Annotated in this window: 12 protein-coding genes, 2 tRNA genes and 1 pseudogene; 4 read left to right on the top strand and 11 right to left on the bottom strand. The window is 31.4% G+C overall.

Features of this window, described 5'->3' with window-relative positions:
* Window positions 1-7: 7 nt before the first annotated feature.
* Genes infB through rimP form a run of 3 tightly spaced genes read right to left on the bottom strand, consistent with a single transcriptional unit; the run spans window position 8 to window position 4,690 of the window.
* Entirely contained in the window at window positions 8-2,920 is a 2,913-nt protein-coding gene (infB, locus tag L2Z92_RS08755) for a translation initiation factor IF-2 (protein WP_236458442.1), read from the bottom strand.
* Between the two features lie 50 nt (window positions 2,921-2,970).
* The gene (nusA, locus tag L2Z92_RS08750; protein ID WP_236458441.1) at window positions 2,971-4,209 is read right to left on the bottom strand and encodes a transcription termination factor NusA; all 1,239 of its coding nucleotides are present in this window, start codon (window positions 4,207-4,209) and stop codon (window positions 2,971-2,973) included.
* Window positions 4,210-4,222: 13 nt separating this feature from the next.
* Window positions 4,223-4,690, bottom strand: coding sequence for a ribosome assembly cofactor RimP (rimP, locus tag L2Z92_RS08745; RefSeq protein WP_236458838.1), 468 nt, complete (start codon window positions 4,688-4,690; stop codon window positions 4,223-4,225).
* A 163-nt stretch (window positions 4,691-4,853) separates the two neighbouring features.
* Here rimP and L2Z92_RS08740 point away from each other — a divergent pair, with 163 nt between their 5' ends.
* Window positions 4,854-5,678: a universal stress protein gene (locus tag L2Z92_RS08740; RefSeq protein ID WP_236458440.1), complete on the top strand. Its 825-nt coding sequence runs from the start codon at window positions 4,854-4,856 to the stop codon at window positions 5,676-5,678.
* A 56-nt stretch (window positions 5,679-5,734) separates the two neighbouring features.
* Here L2Z92_RS08740 and L2Z92_RS08735 read toward each other — a convergent pair.
* Both L2Z92_RS08735 and L2Z92_RS08730 read right to left on the bottom strand, forming a co-directional pair.
* Window positions 5,735-5,805, bottom strand: a tRNA-Gln gene (locus tag L2Z92_RS08735).
* Window positions 5,806-5,979: 174 nt separating this feature from the next.
* Window positions 5,980-6,050 (bottom strand) — tRNA-Gln (locus L2Z92_RS08730).
* Window positions 6,051-6,198: 148 nt separating this feature from the next.
* Here L2Z92_RS08730 and L2Z92_RS08725 point away from each other — a divergent pair.
* Both L2Z92_RS08725 and L2Z92_RS08720 read left to right on the top strand, forming a co-directional pair.
* Window positions 6,199-9,408 (top strand): glycosyltransferase family 117 protein, encoded by a 3,210-nt coding sequence (locus L2Z92_RS08725; RefSeq protein ID WP_236458439.1) that lies wholly within the window; start codon window positions 6,199-6,201, stop codon window positions 9,406-9,408.
* Between the two features lie 74 nt (window positions 9,409-9,482).
* The gene (locus tag L2Z92_RS08720; protein WP_236458438.1) at window positions 9,483-10,124 is read left to right on the top strand and encodes a polysaccharide deacetylase family protein; all 642 of its coding nucleotides are present in this window, start codon (window positions 9,483-9,485) and stop codon (window positions 10,122-10,124) included.
* Here the strand turns inward: L2Z92_RS08720 and L2Z92_RS08715 are convergent.
* From L2Z92_RS08715 to L2Z92_RS08705, 3 genes and pseudogenes are all read right to left on the bottom strand, one after another.
* Window positions 10,121-10,468: pseudogene (locus L2Z92_RS08715) on the bottom strand (thioredoxin family protein); the annotation flags it as partial. The gene L2Z92_RS08720 and the pseudogene L2Z92_RS08715 overlap by 4 nt on opposite strands.
* Before the next feature lie 21 nt (window positions 10,469-10,489).
* Entirely contained in the window at window positions 10,490-11,719 is a 1,230-nt protein-coding gene (locus tag L2Z92_RS08710; protein ID WP_236458836.1) for a metallophosphoesterase, read from the bottom strand.
* 123 nt (window positions 11,720-11,842) lie between these two features.
* Window positions 11,843-13,306, bottom strand: a complete 1,464-nt coding sequence (locus tag L2Z92_RS08705) for a hypothetical protein (protein WP_236458437.1) — start codon at window positions 13,304-13,306, stop codon at window positions 11,843-11,845.
* Window positions 13,307-13,500: 194 nt separating this feature from the next.
* On the opposite strand from L2Z92_RS08705, the gene polA reads away from it, so the two are divergent.
* Window positions 13,501-16,323 carry a DNA polymerase I gene (gene polA, locus L2Z92_RS08700; RefSeq protein ID WP_236458436.1) on the top strand — a complete coding sequence of 941 codons (2,823 nt, stop codon included), beginning with the start codon at window positions 13,501-13,503 and terminating at the stop codon, window positions 16,321-16,323.
* A gap of 114 nt (window positions 16,324-16,437) precedes the next feature.
* On the opposite strand, the gene L2Z92_RS08695 is transcribed toward polA, so the two are convergent.
* The 3 genes from L2Z92_RS08695 to L2Z92_RS08685 all read right to left on the bottom strand — a co-directional run bounded on the left by L2Z92_RS08695 (window position 16,438) and on the right by L2Z92_RS08685 (window position 17,312).
* Window positions 16,438-16,629, bottom strand: a complete 192-nt coding sequence (locus L2Z92_RS08695; protein WP_236458435.1) for a hypothetical protein — start codon at window positions 16,627-16,629, stop codon at window positions 16,438-16,440.
* Window positions 16,630-16,953: 324 nt separating this feature from the next.
* Entirely contained in the window at window positions 16,954-17,124 is a 171-nt protein-coding gene (locus L2Z92_RS08690) for a hypothetical protein (RefSeq protein WP_236458434.1), read from the bottom strand.
* 2 nt (window positions 17,125-17,126) lie between these two features.
* Window positions 17,127-17,312: a hypothetical protein gene (locus tag L2Z92_RS08685; RefSeq protein ID WP_265210651.1), complete on the bottom strand. Its 186-nt coding sequence runs from the start codon at window positions 17,310-17,312 to the stop codon at window positions 17,127-17,129.
* Window positions 17,313-17,485: the final 173 nt, after the last annotated feature.

Genomic DNA, 17,485 nt, shown 5'->3' with positions numbered 1-17,485 from the left:
TGAAATTTTACTTCAATTTCTTTTTTACTTCAATTTCATGGAAACATTCAATAACATCATATTCCTTAAGATCGTTATATCCTTTTATCTGCATACCACAATCATATCCTTTAGAAACTTCTTTCGCATCATCTTTAAAACGTTTCAATGCAACAAGCTCACCAGTATAGATTACGACTCCCTCTCTAATTAAACGGATTTGACCATTTCTTAGAATTTTACCATCAGTAACCATACATCCAGCAATTGTACCCACTTTAGAAATTTTGAATAATTCACGAACTTCAGCAGTACCTGTGATTTCTTCTTTCAACTCTGGAGACAACATTCCTTCCATTGCATCTTTTAAATCGTCGATCGCTGCATAAATAATTGAATAATTACGGATATCGATTTCTTCTTTTTCTGCTAATTGTTTTGCATTCCCTTGTGGACGAACATTAAATCCTATAATAATTGCATCAGAAGCAGAAGCTAACAACACATCAGATTCAGTAATAGCACCAACTCCTTTATGAATTATATTAATCTGGATTTCTTCTGTTGACAATTTAGAAAATGAATCTGATAATGCTTCTACAGAACCATCAACATCTCCTTTAAGAATTATATTCAATTCTTTAAACTGACCTAAAGCAATACGTCTTCCAATCTCTGCAAGGGTAATATGCTTTTGAGTTCTAACAGATTGCTCACGTTGTAACTGTGTACGCTTAGCAGCAATTTGTTTCGCTTCTCTCTCATCGTCATATACATTAAATTTATCACCTGCTGTTGGAGCACCGTCTAAACCTAATATAGAAACTGGAGTTGAAGGCTCAGCACTAGTAATATTATGTCCTCTTTCATCAAACATGGCTTTAATTTTTCCATGATTCTTACCCGCTAACATATAATCACCAATTTTTAAAGTACCCGCTTGAACTAAGATAGTTGAAACATATCCTCTACCTTTATCTAACTGAGCTTCTACTACAGTACCAACTGCATTTTTATTTGGATTTGCAGTAAGCTCTAAAACTTCTGCTTCTAATAATACTTTCTCTAATAACTCTTTAACACCTAAACCTGTTTTTGCTGATATATCATGAGATTGATATTTACCACCCCAATCTTCTACTAACAAGTTCATTGCTGCTAATCTTTCTTTGATCTTTTCAGGGTTTGCAGTTGGCTTATCTACTTTATTAATTGCAAAAATCATTGGCACACCTGCTGCTTGAGCATGACTAATTGCTTCTTTTGTTTGAGGCATGATGTCATCATCAGCCGCAATAACAATAATTGCAATATCCGTCACTTTAGCACCACGAGCACGCATTGCAGTAAAGGCCTCGTGACCAGGAGTATCTAAAAATGCGATTTTCTCACCATTTTCTAATCTCACTCCGTATGCTCCAATATGCTGCGTAATTCCTCCAGATTCTCCTGCAATAACATTTGCGCTACGAATATAATCTAATAAAGATGTCTTACCGTGATCGACATGTCCCATTACAGTAACAATAGGCGCTCTCGATTTTAAATCTTCTGGTCTATCTTCAACAACTTCAGCTGCCTCTTCGATATCTGTTGTAATAAATTCAACTTTATAGTCAAACTCGTCAGCAACGATAGTTAATGTTTCAGCATCTAAACGTTGATTCATTGTAACCATGATTCCTAACATCATACAAGTTCCAATAACTTTTGTAATTGGCACGTCCATCATTGTAGCAACTTCTCCTACAGTAACAAATTCTGTTACTTTTAAGATTTTGCTTTCTAATTCTTGTTGTTGTTGTTCATCATCTACACGTTGACGGTGACTATCTCTTTTATCTTTACGGTGTTTAGCAGATTTCGCTCCTTTTTTACCTTTCCCTTGTAATCTTTCAAGAGTTTCTTTGATTTGGTTTTTAACATCCTCCTCTGTAGGCTCCGTTTTTTGAATTACAACCTTCTTACCTTTATTGAATCGACTATTATCTTTTGTAAAGATTTTTTTAGTTCCTCCAGTAGTAGTTCCTGCAGTACCCGAGTTATTACCTCCTGCAGCTGGCTTCGTAATTCTTTTACGTTTTTTATTTGGATCTCCGGCTTCTTTTTTATTTTGATTTCCTTGACCCGCTTTCTTAAATTCTTTTTTATCGTCTGGTTTTTTCTTAGCTTTATCAAACTGAGACAAATCAATTTTTTGACCAGTAAAAGTTGTTCCAGAAAGTTTTTGATAATTCGTTTTAAGAATCTCCTCTTCAGTCTGAGCTTCTTCTACTTTTTTATCTTCAACCGCTTTCTCATCAACCTTAACGACATCTACTTTTTTAGCCTCTTGCTTAACAAAAGTTTTAGTCTCAGAAGATTTTTTCTGAATCCCTACTTTTGGTTGCACTTTAGCTACTTCAACTTTCTCAACTTTTGGAACTTCCACTTTAGGCACTTCAACCTTAGGAGCATCTACTTTTGCAGGCTCTACTTTAGGAGTAGAAATTACTTCAAGTTTTTCTTCTTTCGCTTCAATTTCAACTTTAGCTTTTTCTTCAACAACTGGAGGAGTTTCTAGTTTTGGTTGTTGTTTTTTAGGATTTAAGTCAATTTTACCAACTGCTTTTGGTCCTGCTAAAGAAGCTTTTGCTTTGATTACTTCTTGTTTCTGAATTTCTTCCTGCTGACGTTTCAATTCAACTTCTTTTTCTAGCTCTCTCTTAAGTGCTTCTTTCTCCTTCTTTTTCTCCTCACTTACCTCTAGAGAAGCTTCTTTCTTTCCTTTATCAGCAGAAAATTGATTGCATAAGACATCATACTCTTCTTCAGATATTTTCGCATTTGGACTCGCTTCAATTTCATGATGCTTTTCTTTCAAAAAGTCCACTGCTCTATCTAGAGAAATGTTTAACTCCCTTAAAACTTTGTTGATTCTTATAACTCTTTTATCAGACATATAATCTTTTTTCTAATTCTTTTTATTTTGCGTGTTGTTTAATTTTAAAATTAGTCTTCTAACTCATCTTTCAAAATACGAACAACGTCTAATATTGTTTCTTCTTCTAGATCAGTCCTTCTTACTAAATCTTCGACATCCTGACCAAGTACACTTCTAGCGGTATCTAAACCAATTTTTTCAAACTCTTCGATTATCCATTCTTCGATTTCATCTGAAAATTCTCTTAATTCTACATCATCTACTTCAACAACACCTTCTCTTATAACATCTAATTCATAACCCGTTAACAAACTTGCTAATTTAATGTTATAACCTCCTCTACCAATTGCTTTTGAAACTTCTTCAATTTTCAAAAACACTTCCGCTTTTTTATTCTCTTCGTCAATTTTAACAGAAGATACTTTTGCTGGACTTAAGGCTCTTGTTATATATAGCTGAATATTAGTTGTAAAATTAATTACATCTATATTTTCATTACCTAATTCTCGAACAATTCCATGAATCCTAGATCCTTTCATACCCACACAAGCACCGACTGGATCAATTCTATCATCATAAGAATCTACAGCTACTTTTGCTTTTTCACCAGGAATTCTAACTACTTTTTTAACATTGATTAAACCATCAAAGACTTCAGGTATCTCTTGTTCAAAAAGTTTCTCCAAAAATTCTGGAGCTGTTCTTGACATTATAATCTGAGGCTTATTCCCTTTTAATTCAACGTTTTCAATAATCCCTCTAACATTATCTCCTTTTTTGAAATAATCGCTAGGAATTTGATTCTCTTTTGGCAATACTATCTCGTTTCCTTCATCATCCATCAACACAACCATTCTAGGTCTTACATGATGCACTTCAGCTGTATAAATATCACCTATTAAATCTTTAAATTGTTTATAAAGATTTGTGTTATCATGTTCATGAATTTTAGAAATTAAATTTTGACGTAAAGCCAAAATCGCTCTTCTACCCAATTGAAATAATTTCACTTCTTCAGAAACATCTTCTCCAACTTCGAAATCTGGCTCGATCTTTCTAGCTGCTGACAATGAAATTTCAGAATTCTCATCTTCTACTTCTCCATCCTCAACAACAGTTCTATTTCTCCAAATTTCCATATCTCCTTTATCAGGATTAATGATTATGTCAAAATTATCATCAGAACCATATTTTTTCTTCAATGCATTTCTAAACACATCTTCTAAAATTGCCATTAAGGTAACTCTATCAATGAGCTTATCGTCTTTAAATTCTGAAAACGATTCAATTAATGCAATATTCTCCATGTCAACTCTTTATTTAAAATGATATTACTACTATCGCTTCTTTTATTTCAGAATAAGGCAAATTTACAGATTTTTCCACTGTTTCCTTTCCTTTTCCTATTTTTTTTGGTTCTCTTGCTTTCCATTCTAATGAAATCCCCGATTCATCAGCATCTACAAGGTCCGCTTCTATTTCTTGATCATCAGCTGTCTTGACCTTAAGCTTTCTTCCAATATTTTTTTTATACTGACGAACTAACTTTAATGGTGAAGATACTCCAGCAGAAGCCACTTCTAGAGAAAAATCATTCTCTTCTCTATCAAGATCTTGCTCAACCACTCTACTTATATCTATACAGTCTTGCAAATTAACTCCATTATCACCATCCAAAACAACATTGATTTTGTTAGCTTCATCAATTTTTAAATCAATTAAAAACAAATGGCTACGCTCTAATATAGCTGCATCTAACAACCTTTCTACTTTCTCTTTAAATGTCATATTTTTATAAAAAGAGGCACGCATTGCGTGCCTCATTATCTAAATCCGAACTAAATAATCGATGCAAATATACATAATATTTTTAAATTAAAAAAAAATGTGTATTTCTTAATATAATTTAGTAACTTTATAGTAAACAATTTATAACCCTAAACCATTTAATATGAAGAAAATTTTAGTTCCCACCGATTTTTCAAAGCACGCAGAATATGCATTAAAAGTAGCTGCTCAAATAGCAAAAAAAGACAATAGCGAAATTATTCTTATTCATATGCTTGAATTACCGACAACGGGAAATGATGCTATAACTACTTCTCATGAAATTCCAGAATTAATGCTTTTTAAAAATGCTGCAATCTCAAAACTTGACAGCATAATGAATTCACCATATCTTGATGGTATAAAAATCTCTAAAGTCCTTCAATTTGAATTAGCTTTTGATGGAATTATGAACAACGGAAAAAGCCACAATGCAGACCTAATTATCATGGGATCACATGGCGCAAGTGGATTTCAAGAAATGTTTATAGGATCAAACACTGAAAAAGTTGTAAGAAACTCTGACGTTCCCGTTCTAGTGATAAAAAAAGAAGAAGAAAATTTCAATGCTGAAAATTTTGTTTTCGCATCTGACTTTTCTGATGAAATAAAAAAACCTTTTGAAAAAGTTGTCGATTTCGCAAACAAATTCAACTCACATATTCATCTTGTAAACATAAACACTCCTAATAACTTTAAATCAACTAGTGTTGCTCAAAAAATAATGGACAAATTTACAGCTGAATTTAAAATAAATCGTTTCTCAACACACATCTACAACGACATTAATGTTGAAAAAGGAATTCTACACTTTGCAAAAGACATTAACGCTGATTTAATTGGAATGAGTACCCACGGAAGAAAAGGAATTGCACATTTCTTTAACGGAAGCATTAGCGAAGATTTAGTTAATCATGCAAAAAGACCCGTTATAACTTTTAAAATATAATACCTAAACAGGTATAGTCATGAAAAAAACTCTTCAATTTGAAGAGTTTTTTTTTGTTGTCCCACAAGGACTCGAACCTTGAATGTCGGTACCAAAAACCGGTGTGTTACCATTACACCATGGGACATATTTCCTGAATGCGAGTGCAAATCTAAAACATTTTTCAATAAAAAAAAACCTTATACTCATTTTTTTAAACAAAAAAGTAGAAAAAAAGAACACAATACTATTAAAGCACTGATATTCAAAACAGATCTTTTTAAAATAAAAAAGCTTCTCTAAATAGAGAAGCTTTCACTTGTTGTCCCACAAGGACTCGAACCTTGAATGTCGGTACCAAAAACCGGTGTGTTACCATTACACCATGGGACATATTTCCTGAATGCGAGTGCAAATCTAAAACATTTTTTTTAGTTTACAAGTTTTTCTAAAAAAAATATTAAAATTATTTTTTATCCGCTAGTAATTCCAAAAAAGTAGTTTCTTTGTAAAACAAATAGAAAATGACAAAATAGTAAATATGAAAGCATTTAATTTCAAGAAGTGGAATACCATTTTAGGCTGGATCGTTTTTTCAGTAGCCTTAATAACATATACATTAACTGTTGAACCAACAATGAGTTTTTGGGATTGTGGAGAATACATTGCTACATCTGCCAATCTTGAAGTTGGACATCCACCTGGCGCACCATTATTCCAAATGCTAGGCGCTTTCTTTGCAATGTTTGCACTAAGTCCAGACAAAATAGCATTAATGGTTAATATGATGTCTGTTTTCTCAAGTGCTTTCACTGTGCTTTTCATGTTTTGGTCATTAACCCTACTAATGAAACGTATTTTTGGTCATTCAGAAAAAGACACTACCAGCAATTATATAATGATTCTAGGTAGTTCTGCAGTTGCCTCTTTAGCCTTTACATTCTCTGACAGTTTCTGGTTTAATGCCGTGGAAGCAGAGGTTTATGCAATGGCATCGTTCCTTATTGCCTTGCTTTTTTGGCTAGGATTACGTTGGGAACAAGACTTAGAGACTCCAAAAGGAAACAAATGGCTATTAATTATATCATTAGTAATCGGATTGTCTTTCGGTGTACACTTTATGGCTTTACTTACATTTCCTGCAATTGGTTTTCTATATTTCTTTAAAAAATATAAGAACATCACAATTAAAAGTTTCATCATAGCAAACATTGTGATTGTAGCTATTTTATTGTTTATTTTCAAACTTCTATTACCTTATTCTCTTGCTTTTTTTGGTAAAACAGAAATCTTTTTAGTAAACACTTTTGGGTTACCATTTAACTCAGGAACAATTTTAGCTTTCTTAAGTTTAATTTTAGCTTTTTATTTTGGACTACAATTCACAAGAAAAAAAGGTCTTGTTTTTTACAACACTATTATACTTGCAGTCTTATTTATTTTAATCGGATTTTCATCGTGGTTAATGTTGCCTATTAGAGCCAATGCAAACCCACCTATCAATGAAAACAAACCATCTGATGCAGCTGAAGTACTTGCTTACTACAACAGAGAACAATATGGAGAACAACAATTGTTTTTTGGATCTCAATTTTCTGAAGCTTATTCTGGATTAGATGAAGACAATCCTTATACAGACGGAAAACCAAACTACGAAAGAGATTATAAAACCGGTAAATATGTAATTACAAATAATTACAAAAACGCCAACCAAAATACAGACGACAATCATAAAGCTTTATTGCCAAGAATGTGGAGCACTGACCATAGTGAAAACTATATGCTATTAACAGAACCTCTTGACTTTAGAGTAAAACCCGAATTTGCAGATGAGCCTGAATTAATAGATATCGTTTCTAACTTTAGAACAGCATTTAGTTCTGGACGTTTGGATTTAGATGACTACAATAAGTTCTTAAAAGCATATGGTGACTATTTAATTGTTGAAAAACCAACTTTTGCAAGCAATATTAAGTTCATGTTTGAATATCAATTCGGGTATATGTACTGGAGGTATTTAATGTGGAATTTTACAGGCCGTCAAAATGACAATCAAGGAAAATACGATAACCTAGACGGAAACTGGATTAGTGGTGTTAAAGCTATTGATGAAATTAGACTTGGTAGTCAAGACAATTTAACTTCAGACATGCTGAATAACAAAGGAAGAAATACTTATTTCTTTTTACCTTTTATTTTAGCTGTAATTGGAATGATTTTCCATGCTAAGAAAGACCTTAAAAGCTTCTATGTATTGCTTGTTTTGTTTTTATTTACAGGATTAGCATTAAAAGTCTACCTAAACGAAAGACCTTTTGAACCAAGGGAAAGAGATTATGCACTTGTTGGCTCATTCTATGCCTTTGCAATGTGGATTGCGTTCGGTGTATATTCTTTATACGAAGGAGCTAAAAAATACTTACAACCGAAAGTATCCATACCTGTTGTTCTTGGTTTAACATTATTAGCAGCTCCTATATTGATGGCAAACCAAAACTGGGACGATCATAGTAGAGCGAACAAATATACAGCACTAGCAAACGCAAAAGCATATCTTGATTCTTGCGAAAAAAATGCAATTCTATTCACAATTGGAGATAATGATACTTTCCCTTTATGGTATGCACAAGAAATTGAAGGATACAGAACAGACATTCGAATTGTTAACACAAGTCTATTCATGACAGATTGGTATATTGACCAAATGAGACGTAAAGCTTATGATTCTGACCCTATTCCGTTATCAATGTCTAGAGATCTATACAAAGGTAGTAATAGAGATTATAGTTTTTTTGAAGAAAGAACGAAAGACTCTATTAGACTAGACGAATTAATTAACTTCATATCTCTAGAAGATGAAAGAGCAAAAGTAACACTAAGAAGTGGGCAATCTGTAAATTACTTCCCTTCTAACAAAATATTTATTCCAATAAACAAGGATAATATTATTAAAAACAAAGTAGTTTCTCCAAAATACTACGACTCTATCGTTCCATCAATTGAGTTCACGATAAAAGGAAGCGCTCTTTACAAAAATCGACTAATGATGCTAGACATCATTAACACAAATAATTGGAAAAGACCTATCTATTTTACAGGTGGAAGCTTTGGTGAAGACGACTATCTTTGGATGAAAGAATACCTACAATTAGACGGAATGTGCTTCAAACTAGTTCCAATTAAAACAAAAAGAGGTAAAGGTGGTCCAAATCCATTAGAGATGGGATTAATCGATACCGAAAAAATGTATAGTATTATTACAAAATGGGATTGGGGAAATAGCGGAAGTCCTGATATTTACCATGATCCTGAAACTCGTAAAAACAGCATTACTTATAGAACAAATCTTTCTAGATTAATGGAAGCATTAATCAATGAAGGAAAGAAAGATAAAGCTGAAAAAATTATAGATCTTGCTATGGCTAAAATGCCAATAGATAAATTTGAATACTACACTCTAATAGAGCCTTTTGCAGAAGGATATTATGAGATCGGCAAAAAAGACAAGGCTAGAGATATTCTTAAACAATTGATTACAAAATACAACGAGGAATTAACCTATTATAAAGGATTAAAATCTAGTGAACAAAATGATATTTACGTTGATATAATATCAAGTATTGAACGCTACAGAAGTTTAGTAGAAATAGCTGAAAGAGCTAATGACACTGCGTTTTATAATAAAGAAAAAATAAAATTCAACAATTACAACAAGATGTTTTCTCAATTTGAAAGGGACATGATTGAATAAAGAGCAAAATAGTACAATACATAAAAATGTGACAATAAATATTGTCACATTTTTTATTTTTATACTTTTACTAAATGAATTTATTTTGGACAAAAACTCCGTATTTAATCAAAAAACTATTTTCAAATTATGTTTGGAACATTCCAAACACTAAAAATGAAATATTCTTAACATTTGACGATGGCCCAATTCCAGAAGTTACTGAATGGGTTTTAGATATATTAGCTAAAGAAGCAATAAAAGCTACATTCTTTTGTATAGGAGATAATATTAGAAAACATCCTCATATTTTAAAGCGCATCATCAATGAAGGACACTCAATTGGAAACCACACTTTAAACCATTTAAACGGATGGAAAAACAATAACGAAAAATACTTTAATAATATAGAATTATTCAACAGTGAATATGAAAAGATTTCTAAAAAACCAACACGCCTTTTCAGACCGCCATATGGCAAAATAAAACCTAGTCAATCTTACTATTTAAGAAAAAAAGGTTACAAAATAATTATGTGGGACATTATTAGTTATGATTTTGACAAAAAATTAAAAAGTGAAAAGTGCTTAAAGAATATAATAAGCAATTGTAACACAGGTAGCGTTATCGTTTTTCATGACAGCTTGAAAGCTGAAAAGAATCTTAAATTTGTATTACCAAAAACAATCCAAATTTTAAAAGAAAAAGGATACACATTTAATTCTATTAAAAACTAAGCTTGCTCTTTAACCAAAGAAATTAATGTGTTTGCATCCATTTCTCCACTTTGTCTCCAAATCATCTGTCCTGCTTTATAAATCATTAAAGTAGGCAAACCTTTAACCCTAAGCGCTTCTGCTAACTCACGATTTTTATCAACATCAATTTTAATAACTCTGGCTTTATCACCAAGAGCTGCAGCTACATCGCGAATTACTTCGTTCATTGCTACAGAAGGCTCGTTCCATTCAGTATAAAAATCTATCAATACTGGTACTTGAGCATCAATAAGTTCTCCAAATTTTGACATACTATCGAGTTTTTTTATAAAAAAACAATTTTTCAAAAGAAAATTATATACAAATTTAGCATTTTTACTGAATTATGCTACATTTTCTCCTTTTTTTAGTTCAATTACGGTTATTTCTGGCATAATTCCAACTCTTCCTGGATAGGCATGGAATCCAAAACCTCTATTTACATAGACATATCTTCCTAAATTTTCATACAATCCTGCCCATTGCTTATAAACATATTGCACAGGACTCCATTTTATCCATCCTGGAATTTCAATTCCAAACTGGAAACCATGTGTATGTCCTGAAAGTGTTAAATGATAATGATTCTCATGATGTTGTACTTCTGAATCCCAATGACTAGGATCGTGACTCATTAAAATTTTAAAATCTTCTTTCATTACACCCTCAGAAGCTGTTTTTAGATCTCCAACTTTCTTAAAATGCTTACCCCAATTTTCTACTCCTATTAAACTTAATTCGCTTGTTCCTTTCTTGATTTTCACGTTTTCATTTAACAACAATTTGAAACCTATTTTCTCATGAATTCCTTTAATTGCCTGAAAATTTTCCTCTTTTTCTTCTTCAGAGTTCCATTTGAAATATTCTCCATAATCATGATTTCCTAAAACTGAATATTTCCCTAATCCTGAACTTTCAATACGTTTAAAAGTATCTATCCATGGATCCATTTCTTTAGCGTGTGTATTAACAATATCGCCTGTAAACAAAACCAAATCCGATTTTTGTTCATTAATCAAATCAATTGCATACTCTATTTTTTCATGGTTATCAAAACTTCCACTATGTATATCTGAGATATGTGTTATTGTTGTTCCATCAAAATCTTCAGGTAAATCTGGGAAAAATAATGTTCTTTTTATTACCTTGAAGTTATACTTCCCTATCGTCATTCCATACAATAAAGATGAAAAAGGTATTGCCGCCAACCCTAACGCTATATGGCTTACAAACTTTCGTCTTTCTGGTAAAAAATCACCTTCTTTATTACTAAAAGATGATATAATTCCAGCGAAAAAACGAAAAATATCCTCTCCAAAGAGTATTATTGTAAGAACTATTTTAGGTAAAACAGTAATCAATAGCAATCCTATTGCAAATAATGAATCTTTATTTTGTCCTTCACCTCTATTATAGGTTAAGAAAAAAAATAAAATATACGCTAATACAACAAATGAAATTATTAAATAAGCACCAATAATCCATCTACTCTTAGTAATAGTTTTAATTACTTGAAATGAGTAAATCTCAATTAATACTATGATAAGTATTAAAATAATCCAACGGAACATAATCTTTTTTTGCAAATAAACAACTATTAAATTAACCCTGAATATTAATTATTAAAACTTTAACTCACAAAAAAGACCAATGAATAACCATTGATCTTTTTTCAAAATTTATAATTAAGCCAACTATTAATTCATTAAAAGATTTAAAGAAACTGTCAATATATTACCAGAACCACTAAATCTCTGCGCAAAAACTTCTATATAATCATTTGGAGACAACTCAACAATAGTTTGAAAAGGAACCGCTAAAATATCTGTAGTTGAATTGGAGTTTACATATACTTTAGATTGATTAACCACTGTTCCATTTTTAGCAATATAAAAGACATAAATAGTACCTGTTGCAGTTGCTTGAAAAGAAGCAGCACCAGTTACTCTAAAAAATCTTTTTTTGTTTCCTAAATACTGAACTCTATTATCAACTCCATTACGAGAGGCTCTATATAAATTATTAGATGTTGTAGTACCTAATAGTTTAGTCGGTGTTCCTGATAACGTTGTTAATGCACCTGAACCAACAGGATAATCATAATTCACATCTCCTAATGCAACTTGATCACCTTCCTCGGGTATTCCCGAACAATTAACGTTCCACTTATTATTAAAATTAAAACCAGTGTACGAACCAACAGTATATTTTTTCACATAAAAACCAGTTGTAAGAGTTCCTGCAAAATTTACAGCAAACATTGTTCCATCAGACGTAATTGTTGGATTTGAAGATACATCAACCCCAATAACCGCCCCATTAACATCCATAAATCCCCCTTGCTTTTGTAAAGAACCAAAAGTTCCTTCAAACTTCTCATAAATCCCAGCATTATTTCCAAACCATCCTTGATTATCAAGCAACAATTTAGAAACATCTCTATATATTACACCATTAGTATTTGCAACAAATTGAACGATACTTGAAAAAACTAAAGCAAAATTATCAACTACACCCACGTTTGCAGAACTTGCAATGATTAAATCTCTAAAAACTAAATTCTGAGTTCCTCCACCGTTAATATTAAAAACATTACCTGCAGAAGCAACCAAAGTCAACACCTTAATATAACCACCTGTTGTACCTGTAAATAAGTCTCCTGTAGATTTTATTAATTTATCTTCTCCAGAATCTAAACCAACAAGATAAGCATTGTTTAATTCTATAGGGAAATCAACTACTACAGTTCCATTAATCTCATACAAAGTATTTGTGTCCAACAAATATTTAGACCCTCCTCCTGCTGCTAATTCTGATGCTAAAGCTGAAGCCAAAACATCTGTAGCTTTAATTCTCTTAAAATTTGATCTCCCATGTGGTATATTATCCCAAGTAGTTGTGGGTAAATCATAATAACTATACCCATTTAAATCTGTATCATATACTAACAATCCGTTTGCAGGTGATGCAATTGCTAATTTTTGAGCTGTTGTCATTCTAGGTGTTAATATTCCTTTTGTAGTAGAAGTTATGTCTAAAATTGAACTTGCGTCTGGAGTAGTAGTGTTTATACCAACTTGTCCATTCATGCTTAACGCAAAGAACAATAAAGTGAATACAAAGTATTTTGTATTCAAAATAGATGAGTAAAATTTTTTCATAGTAAGGGGTCGTTTAATTAATTCTCTCGAATTTACGAAATTCTTCTATATATAACTATAAAAATCACTGAAAACCAAAACTTTAACAATTTATGTAGTTTTTCTACATTAATAAATACTGTATTTTTTTACATAATTCCGATCTAAATCTTAGAAGAATTGTATTTTTACGACTCAAATTAAAAAAACACTTCATGTCGCAAAAACGATTATTTCTACTTGATGCTTATGCTTTAATATTTAGAGGGTATTATGCATTCATAAAAAACCCTAGAATTAATTCAAAAGGAATGAATACATCAGCTATTATGGGATTCATGAATTCTTTAATGGATGTTATCAAAAGAGAGAAGCCAGACCACTTAGCCGTAGCTTTCGATAAAGGTGGAAGTACATTTCGATTAGAGATGTTTGAAGAATACAAAGCCAATAGAGACGAAACACCCGAAGCTATAAAAATAGCAATTCCGTACATTCAAGATCTATTAAACGCAATGCATATTCCAATTATAGAAGAAGCTGGTTTTGAAGCAGATGATTTGATTGGTACACTTGCTAAACAAGCTGAAAAAGAAGGTTTTCAAGTATTTATGGTTACACCCGATAAGGATTTTGCACAGTTAGTATCAGAAAACATCTTCATGTATCGTCCTGCAAGAATGGGAAATGGTATCGAAATATGGGGCGTTCCAGAAGTGCAAGCTAAATTTGAAATTGAACATCCGCTTCAAGTAATTGACTTTTTAGGAATGATGGGGGATGCTGTAGATAATATTCCAGGCTTACCTGGTGTAGGAGAAAAGACAGCTAAAAAATTCCTAGCTCAATATGGTTCTATGGAAAAGCTTCTAGAAAGCACACATGAGCTTAAAGGAAAAATGAAAGAGAATATTGAAGCTAACAAAGAGAAGGGAATTCTTTCTAAAAAATTAGCAACAATTTTACTCGATTGTCCTGTTACTTTTAATGAGAAAGATTACGAATTATCTAGACCAGATGTTGAAAAAACAGATGCGATTTTTATGGAATTAGAATTTCGTCAAATGAAAACGCAATTCGATAAAATATTTAATGATTCTAATACTACTGAAGACACAAACGGAAATAATACTAAAAAAACACCTCCAAAAGATGAAAATCAGTTTGATTTGTTTGGTTTTAATGATACTGAAGCAACAGAAAACACAACTACTTCCTACTATGCTTCATTAGAAAATACCGAACATTTTTATCAAATTATTCAAGGTGATTTAGCAACAAAATTATTACTCCAAAATTTAGAAAAGCAACAATCTGTTTGTTTTGACACAGAAACTACAGGTTTAGACGCTTTAAATGCAACATTAGTAGGTATTGCATTTTCATGGGAAAAAGGAAAAGGTTTCTATGTACCCTTCCCAGAAAACCAAGAAGAAGCACAACAGTTAGCGAATAAATTTATTCCTTTCTTTGAAAATGAAGAAATTGAAAAAATTGGTCAAAATTTAAAATATGATTTAAAGATTTTAGCGAACTATGGAATTCAAGTAAAAGGCAATTTTTTTGATACTATGATTGCTCATTATTTAATCAACCCAGATATGCGTCATAATATGGATATTTTAAGTGAAACTTATTTAAAATATTCTCCTAAACCAATTGTAGATTTAATAGGGAAAAAGGGAAAGAATCAAAAATCAATGCGTGACATTAGCATTGAAGATGTGAAGGAATATGCTGTAGAAGATGCTGACATTACCTTTCAACTGAAAGAACATTTCTCTCCTATTCTTGAAAAAGTGGGTACAAAAAAACTATTTGATGATATTGAAATTCCATTAGTTAAAGTTCTAGCTTCAATGGAGCGAGAAGGAATTCAATTGGATGTAGCATTTCTTAAATCTATGTCTTCAGAAATGCAAATCGAGATTAATTCCTTTGAACAAAAAATATATGAAATCGCAGGAGAAACATTCAATTTAGCTTCTCCAAAACAATTAGGCGATATATTATTTGACAAACTTAAAATTGGTGGCACAAAACAAAAGAAAACGAAAACAGGTCAATATGCAACTGGAGAAGAAATTTTAAGCTATTTAGCAAAAGACAATGAGATTGTTCGTTACATATTAGAATGGAGACAATTAGTAAAACTTCAAAACACCTATGTAGATGCACTTCCGAATCAGGTTGACCCTAAAACAACACGAGTACATACCGATTACATGCAAACAGTTGCTGCGACAGGTCGTTTAAGTTCTAACAATCCAAACCTTCAAAACATTCCCATTCGAACAGAAAGAGGTAGACAAATTCGTAAAGCATTCACAGCTAAAAATGAAAATTACACATTACTAGCTGCCGATTATTCTCAAATTGAACTTCGAATTATTGCAGCACTTAGTGGAGAAACAACTATGATTGAAGCTTTTAAAAACGGTGAAGACATTCATAAAAGTACAGCTTCAAAAGTATTCAATGTTGCTCTAGAAGAGGTTACTAAAGAGCAAAGAAGTAATGCTAAAACTGTTAATTTCGGAATTATATACGGTGTTTCAGCTTTTGGTCTTAGTAATCAAACTGATTTATCGAGAAGTGAAAGTGCAGATCTTATTGATGCATATTACAAAACATACCCTAAATTAAAGTCTTATATTCAAGAGCAAATTGATTTTGCTAGAGAAAATGGTTATGTTCAAACTGTATTAGGAAGAAGACGTTATTTAAAAGATATTAATTCTGCAAATGCGGTTGTTCGAGGTGCTGCTGAAAGAAATGCTGTAAACGCACCAATACAAGGAAGCGCTGCTGATATTATTAAGATTGCAATGATAAACATACACAATCGCTTAAATGATGAAAATTGGCAATCTAAAATGCTTCTACAAGTACATGATGAGCTTGTATTTGATGTTCACAATAGTGAACTTGAAAAGATTCAACCCATGATAAAACACGAGATGGAAAATGCCTTCAAATTAGAAGTGCCACTTACTGTCGATTTAGGGCTTGGTAAAAACTGGCTAGAAGCACATTAAAAAACGATTCCTTTAGGTGTAAAAACATCAAAAAGCTTAAACACATTGTTTAAGCTTTTTTTGGTTAATGCAATAAATCTATCTAAAAAGTACCATTCAATTCATCTCACAAAATTAAATAGCATATACTATAAACTCTAAATCGACGTCCGTCTTTACTGAATTACCGTCATTACAATCTCCGATGTTTATTCTAAAACCCGATGCTGTTTGATCGTAATAGTTAATTCCTAAATCATCATACTTATTATTTCCATCACAATCTTTAACTCTCAAATTTCCATTGTCAAATAACAACTCTAGCATATCAACTGCTCATTCATTTTCAAACACTTACTATAAAATAATATTTAAAAAAAATTCACTTCTTAATCGTTAGTCAAATTTAGAACTTACATAATTTTCAATATCAAGAATGCAAAACAGAAAACAATAAATCGACAAAGTGTATAATAAAAACGTTTAAAAGCATTTTTATAATCAATTACGCATTAACAATATTGTTTTATTTAACAATAATTACACTTTTTCTATAATAAAACAAAAAAAAACTTAAACGAATTAACGTTTAAGTTTTTAAGTTTGGTTAATGCAATAAATTTATCTAAAAGGGTTGTTTGTCTATTAATATTAAATAGAATAAACAACAAACATAAATTCTAAATCAACATCCGTTTTCACACTTCTTCCATTATCACTGTCTCCATCATTAATGTAAAAACCTGCATTTGTTTGGTTTAAATATGCAATTTCAAGGTTATCATAATTGTTATTCCCATCGAAATCCTTAACAGACAACATAATTATACAATAGCTACTGACATTGTAAAAAAAAACACAACTCTATAATCACCACTATCAATTCTGGTAATTGTTTCACCAGCAAGACTTATTACTCTTAAACTACTTCCATTCACATCTAAATCTCCAGAAGGAAAAGTAGTATTAATACCTACCTTACTAAAAAACAATATAATTCCAAAAAACAAACGCTTATAAAAGAAAAATCCGATATATCCATTAATTTCATTGTAAATATAATTAACATTTATTATATTTTTTCTATTACGAATGTTAAAATTTTATTTTTTCTAATCAACAAATACTTTTATCTCCCTACAAAAGAATCAGTTAGAATCAGCTCTACTTCTAAAACACCCAT

It is taken from the genome of Flavobacterium jumunjinense (assembly GCF_021650975.2).
Taxonomy (GTDB): Bacteria; Bacteroidota; Bacteroidia; order Flavobacteriales; family Flavobacteriaceae; genus Flavobacterium; species Flavobacterium jumunjinense.
Note: the sequence above shows the minus strand (reverse complement) of the source record. Positions and strands in the feature narration are given on the sequence as shown.

Excerpts from the sequence above, each read along its gene's own strand:
- infB (WP_236458442.1), bottom strand. The coding sequence starts at position 2,920 with ATGTCTGATAAAAGAGTTATAAGAATCAACAAAGTTTTAAGGGAGTTA.
- L2Z92_RS08725 (WP_236458439.1), top strand. The coding sequence starts at position 6,199 with ATGAAAGCATTTAATTTCAAGAAGTGGAATACCATTTTAGGCTGGATC.
- L2Z92_RS08690 (WP_236458434.1), bottom strand. The coding sequence starts at position 17,124 with ATGTTGTCTGTTAAGGATTTCGATGGGAATAACAATTATGATAACCTT.
- L2Z92_RS08695 (WP_236458435.1), bottom strand. The coding sequence starts at position 16,629 with ATGCTAGAGTTGTTATTTGACAATGGAAATTTGAGAGTTAAAGATTGT.
- L2Z92_RS08740 (WP_236458440.1), top strand. The coding sequence starts at position 4,854 with ATGAAGAAAATTTTAGTTCCCACCGATTTTTCAAAGCACGCAGAATAT.
- nusA (WP_236458441.1), bottom strand. The coding sequence starts at position 4,209 with ATGGAGAATATTGCATTAATTGAATCGTTTTCAGAATTTAAAGACGAT.
- L2Z92_RS08720 (WP_236458438.1), top strand. The coding sequence starts at position 9,483 with ATGAATTTATTTTGGACAAAAACTCCGTATTTAATCAAAAAACTATTT.
- rimP (WP_236458838.1), bottom strand. The coding sequence starts at position 4,690 with ATGACATTTAAAGAGAAAGTAGAAAGGTTGTTAGATGCAGCTATATTA.
- L2Z92_RS08705 (WP_236458437.1), bottom strand. The coding sequence starts at position 13,306 with ATGAAAAAATTTTACTCATCTATTTTGAATACAAAATACTTTGTATTC.
- polA (WP_236458436.1), top strand. The coding sequence starts at position 13,501 with ATGTCGCAAAAACGATTATTTCTACTTGATGCTTATGCTTTAATATTT.